Here is a 17,470-nt window from a genome sequence, read left to right on the forward strand (position 1 = left end):
CCGTCGTGCGGCACCACAGCGGGCTGACCTGGCTGCTCGTGCTCTGCCTGTGGCTGTGCAGTACCCTGGCTTGGGGCGAGGCACCGAGCTTGCTGGGGCGTTCCAGCCTGGCCGAGGATCTGCGCCTGAACCTCGACGTCGACGACCGCAACTGGCTGTGGACGCGCAATGTCTTGTGGCTCGGCGTAAGCCGGCCGGACCGGGTTCCGTTCGACATCACCACGACCGGACGCGACTACGAGGGCCTGACCGCCGACTACGCGGGGTTGCTCGGCGAGTTGCTAGGGGTCCAGGTGCGTGTGCGGCGCTATACCACACGGACCGCCGCTCTGGCAGCGCTCAATCGCGGCGAAATCGACCTGCTTGGCACGGCCAACGCCGACGAGGCGGCCCGTGGCGGCCTGCTGCTGTCGCGCCCTTATGCAGAAAATCGGCCGGTGTTGGCCAGCCGCAGCGAGGAGGGCGGCATCCCTGACCCGCAGCGCCCCGGGATCCGCCTGGCGATGCGTGAAGGCTACCTGGCCGAGGGCCATGCCCGGCAACTGTTCCCGCAGGCACAATTGATCCTCTATCCCTCGGTCCGTAATGCGCTTGGCGCAGTAGCGTTCGGCCAGGCCGACCTGTTTCTCGGTGATGCCCTGGGCACTCATTACCTGTTGCAGACCAGCTACCTGACGCAGTTGCAACTGTCGCCCACCGACTTGTTCGAGGACCGTCACTACGGCTTCGCCCTGAGCCCCGCCAACCTGCGCCTGAAGCGCCTGGTCAATCAGGCGCTGGCGAGCATTCCGGAGCAGGTCCGCCAAGACATCCGGCAACGCTGGAGTGCCGGCACCAGCACCCTCATCGCACCGCCGCGGCTGGACCTGAATCCTGCGGAACGCCGCTGGCTGGAGCTTCACCCGCGGGTGCGGGTCGCCATCGACGAGCAGTTCCTGCCCGTCAGCTATCGCGACGACCAAGGCGTGTTCCGCGGCATCAGCGCCGATCTGCTGGAGCTCATCGCACAACGCAGCGGGCTGAGCTTCGACATCGTCGACAGCGCGGGCTTCAACGACAGCGTGCGGCGCCTTGAACTGGCTGAAGTCGACTTGCTGGCCGCCGTGCCGTTCAGTCTGGGGCGCCAGCAACAGGTGGGGTTCACCCGCTCCTGGCTGAGCAACAGCCTGGTGCTGGTCACGCCGGAGCGATCAGCCGTGGACAACCTGGAACAATTGGCCGGCAAGCGCCTGGCGATGGTCGAGGGCAGCGTGCTGGAGGACTACCTGCGCGAACAACACCCGCGCGTCCGTGTGCTGTGGAGCAGCGGTCCGCAGGAAGCTCTGGAACGGGTCGCCAGTGGCGAGGCGCATGGGGCGGTGGTCAGCCTGGTCGGCGCGCGCTACACCATCGCCCGGCAGTTTCGCGGGCAATTGCGCATCCGCGCGGCGCTACCGGTGCCCGCCATGCACTTCGCCTTCGCGACCCGTCGCGGCGCTGGCGAACTGCTGTCGGTCATGAACAAGGCACTGTTGAGCATCTCGCCACGGGAACTGGACGAACTGACTAACCGCTGGAGCAGCGAAGTCATCATCACCGACAGCTACTGGCGCAAGTATCGCGGCATGATCCTGCAAGGCCTGTTGATGGCCGGGGGGCTGTTGTTCCTTGCGGTGTACTGGATTCGCGGGCTGCGCCGCCAAGTGCGCAGGCGCCTGCGGGCGGAACGGGAACTGAGCGACCAGGTGGAGTTCATGCGGGTGATGATCGACGGTACACCGCACCCCATCTACGTCCGCAACCGCGACGGCCTCCTGCTGACCTGCAACGTCAGCTACCTGGAAGCACTGGACGTGCCTCTTGAAGCGGTGATCGGCCAGACCCTGCCGGAATGGCTGATCGGCGCGGCCCAGGCCCGGCAGTGCCGCGAGGCCTATCGCCAGGTCATTGCCCAGGGCGCTTCGGTGGTGGAGGACCGGGAGTTGGTGCTGGCCGGGCGGCGCATGACCATCTACCACTGGATGCTGCCGTATCGCGGCAGCGACGGCGAGGTAGCGGGGCTGATCGGTGGCTGGATCGATATTTCCGAACGTCAGCAGCTGTACCACGCCGTGCAACTGGCCAAGGACGACGCCGAAGCGGCCAACCGGGCCAAAACCAACTTCCTCGCCACCATGAGCCACGAGATCCGCAACCCGCTGAATGCCTTGCTGGGCATGCTCGAACTGGCCTTGCGCAAGTCCGACGACGGCCTGCTCGACCGTTTGGCCCTGGAAGTGGCTTCCGGCGCGGCACGGGGTCTGCGCGACCTGGTCGGGGACATCCTCGATATCACCCGTATTGAATCAGGCCACCTGACCCTGTCGCCGCAGCCGGTCGACCTGTATCGGGAAGTGGAAAGCACCGTGCGCCTGTTCGAAGGCCAGGCCCGGCAGAAACGCCTGCAACTGAAGCTGGACATGGATGGCCATGGCTCGCTGCAGGTGCTGCTGGACCCGCTGCGTTTCAAGCAGGTGCTGTCCAACCTGATCAGCAACGCCATCAAGTTTACCGATGAAGGCATGGTCTGCGTGACCCTGGCCGTTGAAGTCGGTCACGAGCGGGTCGGGCTGCATCTGGCGGTGGAGGACACCGGGGTCGGCATCCCCGCCGACGAACTGGCCCAGCTCGGCAGCCCGTTCCGCCAGGCTAGCAACAACCAGCAAAGCGCCCGCAGCGGCTCTGGACTGGGCCTGAGCATCAGCCATGCGCTGTGCGCGATGATGGGCGGCGAGATGCAACTGGACAGCACCCTGGGCGCCGGCACCCGGGCCCAGTTGCGGCTCGACGTGCCACGCCAGGTGCCGTCCGAGGCTGTACTGGCCAGCTTGCCACAAGCCATCGCCGACACCGTCACGCCGCTGCATATCCTGGTGGTCGATGACTACCCGGCGAACCGTCTGCTGCTGCAGCAGCAACTGAGCTTCCTGGGCCATCGGGTGGCCACCGCCGCCAATGGCCATGAAGGCCTGCGCACCTGGTTGCGTCAGCGCTTCGACGTGCTCATCACCGACTGCAACATGCCCGGCATCAATGGCTACGCCTTGACCCGGGCGGTACGCGAGGACGAGCGACGCAAGGGCAAACCCTCGGTGCTGCTGCTCGGCTGCACCGCCAACGCCCAGCCGGAGGAGCGCGTACGCTGCCTGCAGGCGGGTATGGACGATTGCCTGTTCAAGCCACTCAACCTCAAGGAACTGGCCGCCAAGCTGGGCGCCTGCGAGCAGCGCCCACCGCTGGCTGGGCAGACGGTAGACAGCGAACTGGGCGAAGGCCTCGACTTGTCCAGTTTGCATCAGCTCACCGGCGGCGACGCGAAGGCGATCAAGGATCTGCTCATGGACCTGCTGACCAGCAATCGGGAAGACCTCGCGCAGTTGCTCGCGTTGCATGCGGACAATGACCTCGGCGGCCTTATCGACCTTGTCCACCGGATCAAGGGCGGGGCACGGATCATCAAGGCGCGCTGGTTACTGCAGGCCTGCGAAAGCTTCGAACAGGCGTTCCAGGACAGCCGCCCGGGACTGGCGCTCGATCCGCTGGTGGACAACCTGCACCAAGCCATGGCGGCGCTGGCCGATCGTCTTGAACGGTTCTGCGAGGGCTAGCGTCGGAGTTTTCCGCCGAAGGCTGGGAACCCTCCTGATTCATCCGCCCAGCAGTCGTAGCACCATGTTGACTGGACCTTAGCGAGGGAAGCGGTTGTGCCGGCCAAGTCTTTACGTGTGTTGATCCTTGAAAACCAGTCGTTCCAGCGTGCCATCGCGGTGAAGATCCTCGGCCAGTTGGGCTGTCGGGAGGTGTTCGAAGCCTCTGGCGGCAGCGAGGCGATCACCTTGCTCGAACGCATCGGCCCGGTCGACGTGGCGATCTGCGACGTACGCATGGAAGGCATGGACGGGCTGGAGTTCATCCACCGGGCGGCAGAATCGTCGTTGATCGGCGGGGTGTTGGTCAGCAGCGGCCTGCATTCCGAGGTACGCCGGGCCATCACCCAGTTGGTCACGCGCCTTGGAGTGAGCTTTCTCGGCGATGTCGGCAAGCCATTGCACCTTGACAGCATGCGCCTGGCGCTCGATCGCGTACGAGCACCGCTGGCATTGTCATTGCCCGCGCCGGTGGCCGGGGCACTGGTCAATGAAGCGGACATTCGCCGGGGTTTGTCCTACAAGGAGTTCATTGCCCACTACCTGCCGCGCTGCGACCTGACCAATGGCGACATCCGTGGCGTCGACGTGGTCGTCCAGTGGCGGCATCCAGACAAGGGCATCCTTGCCGAGAACCAGTTCATGCCAGTGGTGGAGCGCTGCGGATTACTCGACGACATGCTCGTGGTGCTGCTGGAACAGGGCCTGGAACTGCAGCGCACGGTCATGTCGGAAGGCCAGGTGCTGCGCCTGTCCTTTGCCCTGCACCTGGCGCAACTGGGCAGCCGCGGGCTGACCAGGCGGATCAAGTCGTTGATGCAGTTCCACCGTTCGGTGGGGCAGGGCATCGGCTTCGAGCTGGCCTTCAACGGTGCGCTGGAGCCCTCGGTCATGCATCTGGAAAGCCTGATCCGCTTGCGTATGCTCGGTTGCGGCCTGGGCCTTGGCGAGTTCGGCGGTCATGGCGGATCGTTCCTGCGATTGAGTCAATTGCCGTTCAATGAGGTCAAGACCTCAAGCCAGCTCATGCATGAACTGGACAATCAGCCGCGCAACCGCTCCGCGCTGCGGGCCAGCCTGGCCATGGCCACAGGGCTGGGCATGAACATCACGGTGGCCGGGGTGGAGAACGCCGAGCAACACCTGTTGCTCATGTCCATGGGCTGCACACTCGGCCAGGGCCGTTATCTCGCGCCACTGCTGGGTCGTGATCAACTGCTCAAACGGTTGGGCAGCGTTTGTCGCTGACAGCAACGGACAGAAGGTTTGTACGCGCGCTATCCCCGATGCCATCAATGTGCTACAAATTTCGCTTTAACTTCAGGCTTTTAACCACGCAAGGAAGGTGACACATGACTGCCAATACGCTGATCGAAACCGTAAGTGCCGATTCCCTGACCAACCTGCTGCAAGACGCCGGCTACCGCGTCAACCGCACCGAGCAGAACGCTTTGGTCCAGTTGCTCAGCGCGAGCCAGGGCGTAGGTTACGCGGTACGTTTCGGCAATCGTGCGGTGGAAGAAGGCCAGTTCCTCGATTTCACCTACAGCTGCGCGCTGCGTATCCAGGGCGATCTGCCGGAAGGCCTGGCCAACCTGTGGAACGCTTCCCGTCGTTACGCGCGCCTGTCGGTGCAGGGCGAATTCCTGGTCCTGGAAAAGGATGTGATCGTCGCTGACGGCGTAACCCAGAAACACCTGCAGGGTTCGCTGGTCCTGTGGGACCGCCTGCTGCAGGAGTTCATCGTGTTCCTGCGTGACTACAGCCGCAACATCGCCGCCGCGCAAGAAGCCGCCGCCCAAGCGGAAAGCGCTTCGTGAGTCGTCGCAAACTCTGGGCTGGTGCCGGTGCACTGGCCGTCCTGGCGGTTGCGGTGACGCTGGCGCTGCGACCGGGTGCAGACCCGGTCGCAGCCAGCCGCTCGCCGGAAGCTGCACAGAGCGGTGATGCCCTGGCTCGCCTGGGTGAGCAGAAGGTCGATGCCGGTGAGCTGAAGGCGCTGTTCGCACAGTTGCCGGTACAGGCCCGCGAGCAACTGCGCAATGACCGTCCGGCCCTGGAAACCTGGATTCGTGCACGTCTGGCGGAAAAGGCCCTGTATCAACAGGCCGAGTCCAAGGGCTGGTCGAAGCGTCCGGAAGTGGAAGCGCAGACCAAGGCAGCGGTCGAGCAGATCGTCCTGCGCAGCTACCTCAACAGCGTGACCGAGGTGCCGAAGGACTATCCGAGCGACGAGGAGCTGAAACAGGCCTACGAGAACGGAAAGGCGTCCTTCCAGGTGCCGGCGCTGTATCGCGTCAGCCAGATCTTCCTCAACGTACCGGACGAAGGGGCGCTGGAGTCGGTGCGCAAGCAGGCCCAGACCCTGGCCAAGCGGGCCCAGGCCGAGGGTACGGACTTCGCCGAAATGGCGCGGACCTACTCGCAGGACAATGGCAGTGCGACCCGCGGCGGCGACACCGGTCTGCAACCGCTGACCCAACTGTTGCCGGAAGTGCGTGGCACCGTGGCGAAGATGAAGGTGGGCAGTGTCAGCGAGCCGATCCAGAGTTCGCTGGGCCTGCACGTCATCAAGCTGACCGAGCTGCAACCGGCGCGGAGCGCGACCTTCGAGGAAATGCGTGCCCAGCTGCGCGATGCCTTGCGCAATCAGCGCCAGGAGCAGGCAGCCAAGGCGTATGTCGAGGGGATGTTCAACAGTGCCACTCTGAGTATCGATGGGGCGGTGTTGAACAAGGTGATCGAGGCCGAGCGCTGAGATCCCTGAAAGGGCCACTTCGGTGGCCCTTTTCTTTTGTGGTGTCAGGCCTGGCCTCATCGCGGGCAACGCCCGCTCCCACAAGGACCGCGTACACCGCCGAACCCCGTGGGAGCGGGCGTTGCCCGCGATGAGGCCCTCGGATCAGACCACCACCGCCCGACCCACCGCGACATCCCCCCGCAACTGCCGCCGATACCCCGGCAACGCCAGCCCCAGGAACAATGCCGCCAGCACCAGCATCCCCACCGAAGCCGCCAGCGCATAACGCAGCGACTCCCCACCCAGCGTCCCCACGAAGAAATCACTGAGCAGCCCGATCAGCAACGGCCCGATCCCCACGCCCAACAAGGTCATGGACATGACGAAGATCGCCGTGGCCTGGGCCAGCCGCGTCGCCGGGAACAGATGGCTGATCGCCCCCAGGCACGGCGTTGCCCACCACACCCCGAAGAATCCGAAGGCACTGTAGAACAGGAACGCCTGCGGCACCGGGATGCTGCCGATATGGAAGGCGATGCCCTGCGGCCAGAGGAAACAGGCGAGGGCGAACGGAATGCTGAGCAAGGTCCCCAACAGCGGCACGCCAATCTGCCAACCCACGTCGCGCCGCGCCAGGCGGTCGGTGAGCATCCCGCAGACCAGGGTGCCAATGGTCGAACCGGTTCCGCCCACCACGCCGACGAGAAAGCCTGCTTCCTGCAGGTTCAGGCCATGGGAGCGGATCAGGAAGCTCGGGCTCCAGGTGCCGATGGCATAGCCAGCAATCGCCGCTGCGCCACCCGTCAGCACCAGCCAGAGGAAGGACGGCATGCGAAACAGCTCCAGCAGCGTCTTCAGCCAGCCGTCCTGCGCGGCGGCCAGGCGCTCCGCCGGCGCCACCACGGGTTTCGGCGCACGCACGGTCAGTAGCAGGACCAGCCCGAGGAAGATCCCCGGCGCCCCGATCAGCAAGAACGCATAGCGCCAGCCATGGTGCTGGGCGATCCAGCCACCCAGGCCGAGACCGACGATGGCCCCCAGGCTCGATCCCAGCATCAGCACTGACAAGGCCGTGGAGCGGCGCTCCGCCGGGTACAGGTCGGAGACCAGCGCCACCGACGGCGCCGTGCCGCCGGCTTCGCCCACCGCCACGCCGATGCGTGCCAGGACCAGGGTCAGGAAGTTGCCGGCCATGCCGCAGAGCATGGTCATCAGGCTCCAGGCCATGCAACTGAAGGCGATCACTGGCTTGCGTCCGATGCGGTCGGATAGCCGCCCCAGGGGGAAGCCGAACACGGTGTAGAACACCGCGAAGGTCACCCCCGAGAGCAGGCCGATGCCGGTATCGGAAATGCCGAATTCGAGCTTTACCGGCTCGATCAGGATCGCCATCAACTGTCGGTCGATGTAGTTGAAGACGTAGATGCTGGCAAGCACCAACAGCGCGTAGTGGGTGCGCCAGGTGACGGGTTTGGAAGAGTTCACTGCGCTGCTCCGGTTCTTGTTATGTGAGCTCGATCGTCGGCGCATCCGGCACCCGCTTCATCGTCCGTTCAGACCATTTTCCCCGCCCGTTGAAAGGCGTTCGGAACGATACCGGACGGCGCAAAACTAGTCTTGTCGGACGATGTTTGCGCCCCGTTCGCCGTCAATCATGCAGCTCATGTCCGAGGTTGCGGCAGGCCCGTCAGCCCGGAAAACAACAAGAATCGAAGGAGCTGACATGAGCATTCTGTTCGAGCCGGTGCGCCTGGGCGAACTGCAGCTGGCCAACCGCATCGTCATGGCCCCCATGACCCGCAGCCGGGCCGATGCCGGGGCGGTGCCCGGCGCCGAGATGGTCGAGTACTACCGCCAGCGCGCTGGCGCCGGGCTGATCGTCGCCGAAGGCACCGCGCCGTCGGCCAATGGCCTGGGCTACTGCCGCACCCCGGCGATCTACAGCGCCGAGCAGATTCGCGCCTGGCGTACCGTCACCGAGGCGGTGCATGGCGAGGGCGGCCGTATCGTCCTGCAACTGATGCATGTCGGCCGCGCCGCCAGCCGCTTCAACAAGCCGCAAGGCGCCGCCACCGTCGCGCCTTCGGCGATCCGTGCGCAGACCCAGGTGTTCAGCGATGCCCAGGGCATGGTCGATACCGATACCCCCGAAGCCCTGAGCCTGGAAGGTATCGCTGCCGTGATCGGCGAGTACCGCCAGGCCGCGCTGAATGCCCGCGAAGCCGGGTTCGACGGGGTAGAGCTGCATTGCACCAGCGGCTACCTGCCCATGCAGTTCCTCGCCTCCGGCAGCAACCAGCGCAGCGACGCCTATGGCGGCAGCGCGCAGAATCGTGTGCGCTTCGTTGCCGAGACCGTCCAGGCGATGGCTGGCGTGATCGGTTCGGGTCGCGTGGCCGTGCGCATGTGCCCGGGCAATCCCTACAACGATATTCACGACGACGACCCGGCAGGGACCGCCATTGCCCTGTGCCAGGCCCTCGAGCCCTTGTCGCTGGCCTACCTGCACGTGATGCGCTCACCGGTCAGCGGCCTCGATGCCTTCGGCCTGGCCCGCCAGCATGCCGGACAAAAGCTGATCCTCAACGACGGTTTCGACGGCGACTCGGCCCGCGCCGCGCTGGAGGCGGGCGAGGGCGTGGCGGTGTCCTTCGGCCGGCATTTCATCGGCAACCCGGACCTGGTCGAGCGTCTGCGTCGCGGCCGGCCCCTGGCCGGCTTCGACCGCAAGACCCTGTACACCGTCGGCAGCCGTGGCTACACCGACTACCCGACCTTCAGCCAGGCGCTGGAGGTGACCCCATGAACCTGCCCGCCAGCCTGCTGGTGCCACGGGAACAGACCCAGGCATTGCTCGACCGCCGTTCCGCCGCCAGCGCACAGATCAAGCCGACAGACCTCTACACCCTGGCCGACCGCCTGGAGCAGCAGGCCGACCGTTTCCCCGCGCGCCCATTCCTGATCTACGGCGAGGAAGTGCTGAGCTACGGGGAAATGGACGCCCGCGCCAACCAGATGGCCCATACCTTCTACGCCAAGGGCCTGCGCGCCGGCGACGTATGCGCCATTGCCATGGAAAACCGCCCGGCGTTCTTTAGTTCCTGGTTCGGCCTGGTCAAGCTGGGTGTGGTGGTGGCCTTCATCAATGCCCAGGTCAGCGGCAAGCCGTTGCTGCATGCCCTGGCCACCACCGGGGCCAAGGCTCTGGTGATCGGCGAAGAATGCCTGGGCAACCTGCTGCACACGGAAAACCTGCCGAAATTGTCCTACTGGCTGGTGCCGGATGCGCAAACCCCCTGGCAGGGCGACATACCGGGCCTGGTCGACCGCCAGTTCGCCAGCCGTCTCGACAGCGCCCCGCGCACGACCTTCCCACGGGATATCCGCGCCCATGTCGAGGCGCAGACGCCGACCCTGCTGATCTTCACCTCCGGCACCACCGGCCTGCCCAAGGCGGCGCGCTACAGCCATATGCGCTGGATGTCCTCGGGGGACGTGATGGAAGTCACCCTCGATGCCAACTGTGAGGACGTCTTCTACTGCTGCCTGCCGCTGTACCACGGCGCCGCCGCCACCTCGGTGACCTCCACCGCGCTGCGCGCCGGGGCCAGTATCGTGGTGCGGCGCAAGTTCAGCGTCAGCGAGTTCTGGCACGACGTGAACCGCCACGGCATCACGGTGTTCCAGTACATCGGCGAGATCTGCCGCTATCTGCTCAATCGCCCCGAGCAGCCCGGCGAGCGCCAGCACAGCCTGCGCTGCATGCTCGGCGCCGGCCTGACCCCGGAATCCTGGCAACGCTGGATCGAGCGCTTCGGGCCGATACAGGTGTTCGAGGGCTGGGGCGCCACCGAGGCCAACACCGCGCTGATCAATGTCGACAACTACCCGGGCTCCTGCGGCCGCGTGCCGGACTGGGCGCGCACCAACCTGAAGCTGATCCGCTACGACATCGAGAACGACTGCCACCCACGGGACGAGAACGGCTTCTACCAGCTCGCCGAAGTGGGCGAGGTCGGCGAGGCCATGGGCTTTATCGTCGACCACCCGGAAATCGGCGGCGGACGCTTCGAGGGCTATACCTCGGCCGAAGCCACCGAAGGCAAGATCCGCCGCAACGTGCTGCGCAAGGGCGATGCCTACTGGAGCTCCGGCGACCTGCTGCGCGAGGATGCCAATGGTTACTGCTATTTCGTCGACCGCATCGGCGACACCTTCCGCTGGAAGAGCGAAAACGTGTCGACCCAGGAAGTGGCCGATGCCCTGAGCGATCTGCCGGGGCTGGAACTGATCAATATCTATGGCGTACAGGTGCCGGGCCATGAAGGCCGCGCCGGCATGGCTGCGGTGCTTATGCAGACGGGGCAGGCGTTCGATCCGCAAGCGCTGTATACCCTGACCGAGGCCCGCTTGCCACGCTATGCCGCGCCGGTGTTCGTGCGGGTCAGCGCGGCGGCGGACCTGACCAGCACCTTCAAGCTGCGCAAGGTCGACCTGCAGCGTCAGGGCTACAGCCCGACAGCCTGCGCCGATCCGCTGTATATCCGCGACGAAAGCACCCGCAGCTACCAGCCCTTGTCGCTGGAACTGCTGCAACGCCTGGAACTGGCGCCTTTCGCGGTCGCCAATCATGGCTGAGCTCGAGATCAACGGCTTTGAGCTGCGCGACGGCCTGCGCTATCCCTGGCCGCAGGCGCCGGACAGCGGCCAGGTACGCGAAGTGGCGGACGGCGTGCTGTGGCTGCGCATGCCGCTGCCGTTCCGCCTCGACCATATCAACCTGTACCTGCTGCGCGATGGCGACGCGTGGGTGGCGGTGGATACCGGGATGAACACGGCGCAGACCCGCGAAGTATGGGACGCAGTGCTCGCCGGTCCCTGCGCCGGCCTGCCGCTGCGGGCGGTACTGTGCACCCATTTCCACTCCGACCATGCCGGCGTCGCCGCCTGGCTGGCCGAGCGCTTCCGTTGCCCGGTGCTGATGAGCGAGGCCGAGTACCAGTCCCTGTACGTCAAGGTGCCGGAAGGCGACCAGCCGGGCTGGGACTTCCTCGACTACTACGCCAAGGCTGGTTTCAGCGCGGAGCAGGCCGGCGAGATGTACCGGACCATCCAGAACGGTCATTTCCGCCCGCTGCACTTCAACAGCTACCGGCGCCTGCGCGAAGGCCAGTCCCTGCGCATCGGCGAACGGGACTGGCAGGTGGTGGTGGGACGCGGGCATTCGCCGGAACACGCCTGCCTGTACAGCGCCGCCGACGGCCTGCTGATTTCCGGCGACCAGGTGCTGCCACGCATCACCTCCACGGTGGGGGTGCACGCCACCGAGCCGGACGCCGATCCGCTGCGCGACTGGCTGGCGTCCATCGAGCACCTGCGCAGCGTGCCCGACACGGTGCTGGTGCTGCCGGCCCATGAACGGCCGTTCCGCAACCTGCATGCGCGTCTCGACCAACTGGCGGCCCATCACCAGGCGCACCTGGCGCGGCTGCTGGAAGCTTGCGACGCACCGCGCAGTGCCCTGGAACTGATGGCCGTGCTGTTCCCGCGACTCGCCGGTCGATTCGACGAACTGATGGCGCTGGGCGAAACCCTGGCCCATGCCAACTACCTCATGGCCCAAGGGCTGCTGCTTCGTGAGGAGGACGGCGCCCTGCATCGCTACCGGCGCCGTGCCCACCTCGCTTAAACCCGGCGGCCGCCTGGGCCGCCCAACAGGAGAGTCAGTGTGATCGATAACAACAAGAAAACGCCTGGCCTTGGCTTGAGCGCGCTGGCCACGGCCATCGCCCTTGCGTCTACCGCGGCCTGGGCCGGGGAGACCATCGAGCTGGACGACGGCACCACCATCGACTGGTCGGTGACCACCAGCTACGGGGTCGGCATGCGTCTGGGCAAGCAGAGCGATCGCCTGCTGGGGGCCAACGCCGACGATGCCAACCGCAACTTCGACCGCGGCGCGCTGACCACCAACCGCATCGGCGCCCTGGGCGAGATGATCCTGCGCAAGGACAACTACGGTGCCGTGGTGCGCGCCAGTACCTTCTACGACGACGTCTACCACAAGGGTAACGACAACGACTCGCCGGCCACGGTGAACAAGAGCGGCGACAACGACGAGTTCACCAGCCGTACCCGCTACTACAGCGGCGGCCGCACCCGCCTGCTGGACGCCTACGTGTTCGGCGGCTGGCGCTTCGACAACGACACCATGCTCGACGTCAAGGCCGGGCGGCATATCGAGTCCTGGGGCGAGAGCCTGTATTACCCGGGGGTCAACGGTGTGCAGAACCCGTCCGACGCGGTCAAGGCGTCGCAGCCCGGGGTCGAGGTCAAGGAAGTGCTGCTGCCGGTGGGCCAGGTGTCGGCGTCGTTCCGTCTCAATCCGCAGATCACCTTCGGTGCCTACGTGCAGTACGAGTGGAAGGGCACTGAGCTGCCGCCGGTGGGCAGCTACCTGTCCAGCAGCGACGTGATCGGCCCGGGCCGGGAGTTCCTCATCACCCCGACCGGCCGGGTCGCCTACAAGGGCACCGACGAACCCCGCGACAGCGGCCAGTGGGGCGTGCAAGTGCGCTTCCGTCCGGTGCCGGCGATCGAGATGTCGCTGTTCCACGTCAACTACCACGACAAGAACCCGGCCACCGCCCTGATCGGCTACGACCCGGTGCCGGTGGGCGGCGGGCTGTATGCCTTTGCTGCCAACGGCTACAAGGTCAAGTACTTCGAGGACATCAAGCTCACCGGCATCAGTGCTTCGACCAAGATCGGTGAAGTGCAGATCGGTGGCGAATGGTCTTACCGCGACGGCGCGCCGATCATGGTCAACACCGGCCTCGGCCCGGTCCCGGCGCGGGGCAAGGGCCAGCAGATGCAGCTCTCGGCGATGCGCGTGCTGGGCGACCGGCCGTGGGCCAGCCAGACCACCCTGACCGGGGAAATCATCCATGTGCGCGCCGATAGCGTCGATGCCACCTCGGCGGCGCCCAACCTGCAAGGCGTGAACCTGTTGCCGTCGCTGAGCGGCATGGTGGGGGAATCCGATGACTACAGCTACAAGACCTCATCCGCCTGGCGCAGCCGCACGGCCAGCGCCTACACCCTGGGCGCATCGTTCAGTTATCCGGGGGTTTTCCAGGGCTGGGATCTGGAAGTGCCAGTGCGCTTCTCCAACGTGTTCAGCGGCTCGACGCCCATGTCCGGGAGCATTTCCGGGGTGCAGGGCGACCGACGCATCAGCGTAGGCACCACCTTCAAGTACCTGGGCAACCTGGAAGTCGGCCTCAACTACACCGGCTACCTGGGCTCGCCCGACCCGATCAAGCGGCCGTTCGCCGACCGCGACTACGCCACCTTCTCGATGAAGTACAGCTTCTGATCTCAACCTTCGACATGACACCCGGGCCATGGGGCCCGGGCTGGGAGGAAACATGGGCCTCAAAGGGCACGCGGCCATTGTTGGCACCGCGCAATACAAGCCGGAGAAGTACGCCACGGCGCCGAAGATGTTCCACCTGGAGCAGGTCGCCGACCTGGCTGCTCGCGCCCTGCGCGATGCCGGGCTGAAGGCGCAAGACCTGGACGGCCTGGTGATCAACGGCCCGCAGTTTCACGAAGCTTCGGTGTTCGTCCCGGCCATGGCCGCGGAATACCTCGGCCTGCGCCTGAATTTCGCCGAGGTGGTCGACCTCGGTGGTTGTACCTCGGTGGGCATGGTCTGGCGCGCTGCCGCAGCCATCGAACTGGGCCTGTGCCAGGCGGTGCTGTGCGTGCTGCCGGCGCGCATGGCGCCGCTGGGGCCGGACGAAGACCCGGGCTGGATGGCCCGGGCCATGCGCTTCGGCGGGCACAGCACCGCGTTCGGTGCGCCGGAAGCCGAGTTCGACCTGCCGTACGGGCACATGGGGCAGAACACCGGCTACGCCATGATCGCCCAGCGCTATGCGGCGCAGTACGGCTACGATCCGCTGGCCATGGCCAAGATCGCCGTGGACCAGCGCACCAATGCCCAGGCCAACCCGGAAGCGATGTTCTTCGGCCAGCCACTGACCGCTGAACAGGTCTTGGCGAGTCGCATGGTCGCCGACCCGCTGCACGTGCTGGAGATCGTCATGCCGGTGGCCGGCGGCGCGGCGATGATCATCGCGTCGAAGGAAGTGGCGGCGCGGGCGCGCAAGCGTGCGGCCTTCGTCACCGGATTCGGCGAGCACCTGGCGTTCAAGTCGCCGTCTTACGCCGCCGACATGGTCCACACGCCGATCGGCCCGGCCTCGCAGCGGGCCTTCGCCATGGCCGGGCTGAAGCCTGCGGACATGCACGCGGCACAGATCTACGACTGCTACACCATCACCGCCTTGCTGACCCTGGAAGATGCCGGTTTCTGCGGCAAGGGCGAGGGCATGGCTTTCGTTCGCGAGCACGACCTGACCTTCCGCGGCGACTTCCCGATGAACACCCACGGCGGTCAGCTGAGCTTTGGCCAGGCCGGCTCGGCCGGGGGCATGTCGCAGGTGATCGAGGCGGTCACGCAGATTGCCGGCGCGGCCGGCGAGCGCCAGTTGCCGCGCTGCGACGATGTCTATGTTTCCGGCACCGGCGGCGTGATGAGCGAGCAGGGCGCATTGATTCTTCAGGGAGCTTGAGCATGTCCAACAACAAACCGATGCCCGTTGCCACGGAAATCTCCGCGCCGTTCTGGGAAGGGCTCAAGGCCCGCCGCCTGTTGATTCAACAGTGCAATGCCTGTGCGCACTGGGTGTTCTACCCGCGCCGGCACTGCCCCCAGTGCCTGGCCCATGACCTGGCCTGGCGTGACGCGCAGGGCGGGGCGACGCTGTACAGCTTCACCCTGACGCGGATTCCCACCTTGCCGGACTTCGCCGACGAGATGCCCCAGGCGCTGGCGGTGGTGGAACTGGCTGAAGGCGTGCGCATGAACACCACCCTGGTGGGCCTGGAGGAAGACGAGATTCGAGTCGGTATGGCCTTGCAGCCAGTGTACGCCGAAGTGGACGCCAAGGGCCGGCGTCTGCTGCGCTTTACCGGCGTGGACAAGGACGCAGCGACGTTCGAGTCGCTGCCGGGGCTGGAGCCGGTGGTCGAGGCGCAGGTTTGCTCGGTGCCGAAGATCGACTTCAACGATGCCGCAGCCTTGCAGGCGCTGGTCAGCGACAGCTTCAGCGAATGGAGCAATGTGATCGTGGTCGACCAGGCACTGATTGATGCCTTTGCCCAGTTGTCCGGGGATGACTACTGGATTCATACCGATCCGCAGCGGGCGCGGTTGCAGAGTCCGTTCGGCGGCACCATCGCCCATGGCGCGCTGGTGCAGGTGCTGCAATCGCGGATGAAGCTGCAGTTGGGCTTCGAGATCACCGGGTTCAGTACCCAGATCAACTACGGCTCGGACCGCCTGCGCTTCCCGGCGCCGGTGCCGGCGGGGTCGCGGATTCATGCGCGGGCAAGGGTGAAGAGCGTGGAGTTGCTGGGGCGCGGGACGCAGTTGACGCTGGAGATCAATATCCATGTGCTGGGGCAGGAGCGGCCTTCGGTGATCAATGACCTGGTGATTCTGTATCGCGGTTGAGTCAGTATTGGGACCGCGAAGCGGTCCCAGTCCAGTCCCCGAGGTCCCCATGTCCCCCCACTTCCAGCCCGTCGACCTGAAGAAAGCCTACCGCCTGCTCAACCACGGCCCTACCGTCCTGGTCTCCGCCAGCCACGCTGGCACCGACAACGTCATGGCCGCCGCCTGGGCCTGCGCCCTGGACTTCGATCCACCCAAGGTCACCGTGGTCATCGACAAGATCACCCGCACCCGCGCGCTGGTGGAAAACAGCGGCTGGATGGTGCTGCAGGTGCCCAATGCCGCGCAGGTGCAACTGACCCACCAGGTGGGCAGCCACAGCCTGGCGGATGCGCCGGACAAACTCCGCCAGGCCGGTGTCGAGCTGTTCCGCGTCGAGGGTTATCCGGCGCCGCTGGTGGCAGGTTGTTCGGCCTGGCTGATGTGCCGGGTGATCGACGAGCCGCACAACCAGGCCACCTATGATCTGTTCATCGCCGAAGTGGTGGCGGCCTGGGCTGATGACAGGGTATTCGTGGATGGGCATTGGGTGTTCGAGAAGGCGGATCCGGCATTGCGCAGCTTGCACTATGTGGCGGGTGGGCATTTCTATGCGATCGGGGAGGCGCTGGATGTACAGGAATAGTGGGTGTTCTTGAGGGCCTCATCGCGGGCAACGCCCGCTCCCACAAGGTTACGCGGCGCATGCGGTTCCTGTGGGAGCGGGCGTTGCCCGCGATGAGGTCATCAAGCACACAGAAGATGTTTTGTTGAAATTTAAACTTCCTGTTGATATTTTGCCTGTCCAGCCACCCCGGACAGCCCCATGCCTGAACGCCAACTGGTCCTCGACGTCCTCCACGCCACCGTGCGCATGCTCGGCACAGTGCTGGGCCGCACCACCGAAGTGGTCCTGCACGACCTGACCTGCCCGGAACACTCGGTGCTGGCCATCGTCAACGGCCACCTCAGCGGTCGCCAGGTCGGCAGTCCGATTCTCGCCGGGCCGCGCCACGACCGCGGCTTCGATGCGGTACTGCACGCGGCTCTGGAACAGAACAGCCAGGCCCCGGTGGTGATCGGCAACTACCCGACCCTCGGTCACGACGGCAAGGCCTTCCGCAGCGCGACCGCAGTGTTCCGCGACAGCGCCGGCGAACCCTTCGCCAGCCTCTGCGTGAACACCGATCTCAGCGGCATCGCGGCAGCCCAGGCCTGCCTCGAACAACTGCTCGGCACCGCAGAAGAACCGGCCCCCGCCCCCCGCGAGTCAGCGGACCTCGAACAATTGATGACCCGCATCATCGACAGCGCCCTGCAGGACGCCCGTCGCCAGGGCGTGCGCTTCGGCAAGGCGCAGAAACTTGATGCCGTGCGGCAGATGCACGATGGTGGCCTGTTCATCGTCAAGGGCGCGGTGGAAAAAGCCGCCGCGGCCCTCGGCGTCAGCCGCTACACGATCTACAACTACCTCGAAGAAATCCGTAACGGTTAAGGATA

Annotated in this window: 13 protein-coding genes; 12 read left to right on the forward strand and 1 reads right to left on the reverse strand. The window is 65.8% G+C overall.

Features of this window, described 5'->3' with window-relative positions; genetic code table 11:
• Positions 1–5: 5 nt before the first annotated feature.
• The 4 genes from AC5QPF_RS15655 (at position 6) to AC5QPF_RS15670 (ending at position 6,423) form a co-directional block, all read left to right on the forward strand.
• Entirely contained in the window at positions 6–3,626 is a 3,621-nt protein-coding gene (locus tag AC5QPF_RS15655) for a transporter substrate-binding domain-containing protein (RefSeq protein WP_494964092.1), read from the forward strand.
• A 117-nt stretch (positions 3,627–3,743) separates the two neighbouring features.
• Positions 3,744–4,913: an EAL domain-containing protein gene (locus tag AC5QPF_RS15660; protein WP_494964093.1), complete on the forward strand. Its 1,170-nt coding sequence runs from the start codon at positions 3,744–3,746 to the stop codon at positions 4,911–4,913.
• A 104-nt stretch (positions 4,914–5,017) separates the two neighbouring features.
• The gene (locus AC5QPF_RS15665) at positions 5,018–5,485 is read left to right on the forward strand and encodes a YbjN domain-containing protein (protein WP_494964094.1); all 468 of its coding nucleotides are present in this window, start codon (positions 5,018–5,020) and stop codon (positions 5,483–5,485) included.
• Positions 5,482–6,423 (forward strand): peptidylprolyl isomerase, encoded by a 942-nt coding sequence (locus AC5QPF_RS15670; protein WP_494964095.1) that lies wholly within the window; start codon positions 5,482–5,484, stop codon positions 6,421–6,423. The genes AC5QPF_RS15665 and AC5QPF_RS15670 overlap by 4 nt, the downstream gene beginning before the upstream one ends.
• A 144-nt stretch (positions 6,424–6,567) precedes the next feature.
• On the opposite strand, the gene AC5QPF_RS15675 is transcribed toward AC5QPF_RS15670, so the two are convergent.
• The gene (locus AC5QPF_RS15675) at positions 6,568–7,890 is read right to left on the reverse strand and encodes an MFS transporter (protein WP_494964096.1); all 1,323 of its coding nucleotides are present in this window, start codon (positions 7,888–7,890) and stop codon (positions 6,568–6,570) included.
• 238 nt (positions 7,891–8,128) lie between these two features.
• Here AC5QPF_RS15675 and AC5QPF_RS15680 point away from each other — a divergent pair, with 238 nt between their 5' ends.
• The 8 genes from AC5QPF_RS15680 to AC5QPF_RS15715 all read left to right on the forward strand — a co-directional run bounded on the left by AC5QPF_RS15680 (position 8,129) and on the right by AC5QPF_RS15715 (position 17,465).
• Positions 8,129–9,211, forward strand: coding sequence for an oxidoreductase (locus AC5QPF_RS15680; protein WP_494964097.1), 1,083 nt, complete (start codon positions 8,129–8,131; stop codon positions 9,209–9,211).
• Complete coding sequence (locus tag AC5QPF_RS15685; RefSeq protein WP_494964098.1) at positions 9,208–11,043, forward strand: long-chain-acyl-CoA synthetase; 1,836 nt, start codon at positions 9,208–9,210, stop codon at positions 11,041–11,043. The genes AC5QPF_RS15680 and AC5QPF_RS15685 overlap by 4 nt, the downstream gene beginning before the upstream one ends.
• Positions 11,036–12,094, forward strand: a complete 1,059-nt coding sequence (locus AC5QPF_RS15690) for an MBL fold metallo-hydrolase (RefSeq protein ID WP_494964099.1) — start codon at positions 11,036–11,038, stop codon at positions 12,092–12,094. The genes AC5QPF_RS15685 and AC5QPF_RS15690 overlap by 8 nt, the downstream gene beginning before the upstream one ends.
• Positions 12,095–12,133: 39 nt before the next feature.
• On the forward strand, positions 12,134–13,783 hold the full coding sequence (locus AC5QPF_RS15695; RefSeq protein WP_494958766.1) for a DUF1302 family protein: 1,650 nt from the start codon (positions 12,134–12,136) through the stop codon (positions 13,781–13,783).
• Positions 13,784–13,835: 52 nt separating this feature from the next.
• The gene (locus AC5QPF_RS15700; RefSeq protein ID WP_494958767.1) at positions 13,836–15,047 is read left to right on the forward strand and encodes a thiolase C-terminal domain-containing protein; all 1,212 of its coding nucleotides are present in this window, start codon (positions 13,836–13,838) and stop codon (positions 15,045–15,047) included.
• Between the two features lie 2 nt (positions 15,048–15,049).
• A complete protein-coding gene (locus tag AC5QPF_RS15705) occupies positions 15,050–15,991 on the forward strand; it encodes an OB-fold domain-containing protein (RefSeq protein ID WP_494958768.1) in 942 nt (313 codons plus the stop codon).
• A 49-nt stretch (positions 15,992–16,040) separates the two neighbouring features.
• Complete coding sequence (locus AC5QPF_RS15710) at positions 16,041–16,616, forward strand: flavin reductase (RefSeq protein WP_494958769.1); 576 nt, start codon at positions 16,041–16,043, stop codon at positions 16,614–16,616.
• A 180-nt stretch (positions 16,617–16,796) separates the two neighbouring features.
• Entirely contained in the window at positions 16,797–17,465 is a 669-nt protein-coding gene (locus AC5QPF_RS15715; RefSeq protein ID WP_494958770.1) for a PAS domain-containing protein, read from the forward strand.
• The last annotated feature ends 5 nt before the right edge of the window (positions 17,466–17,470 follow it).

Source organism: Pseudomonas sp. Con_6, assembly GCF_059379395.1.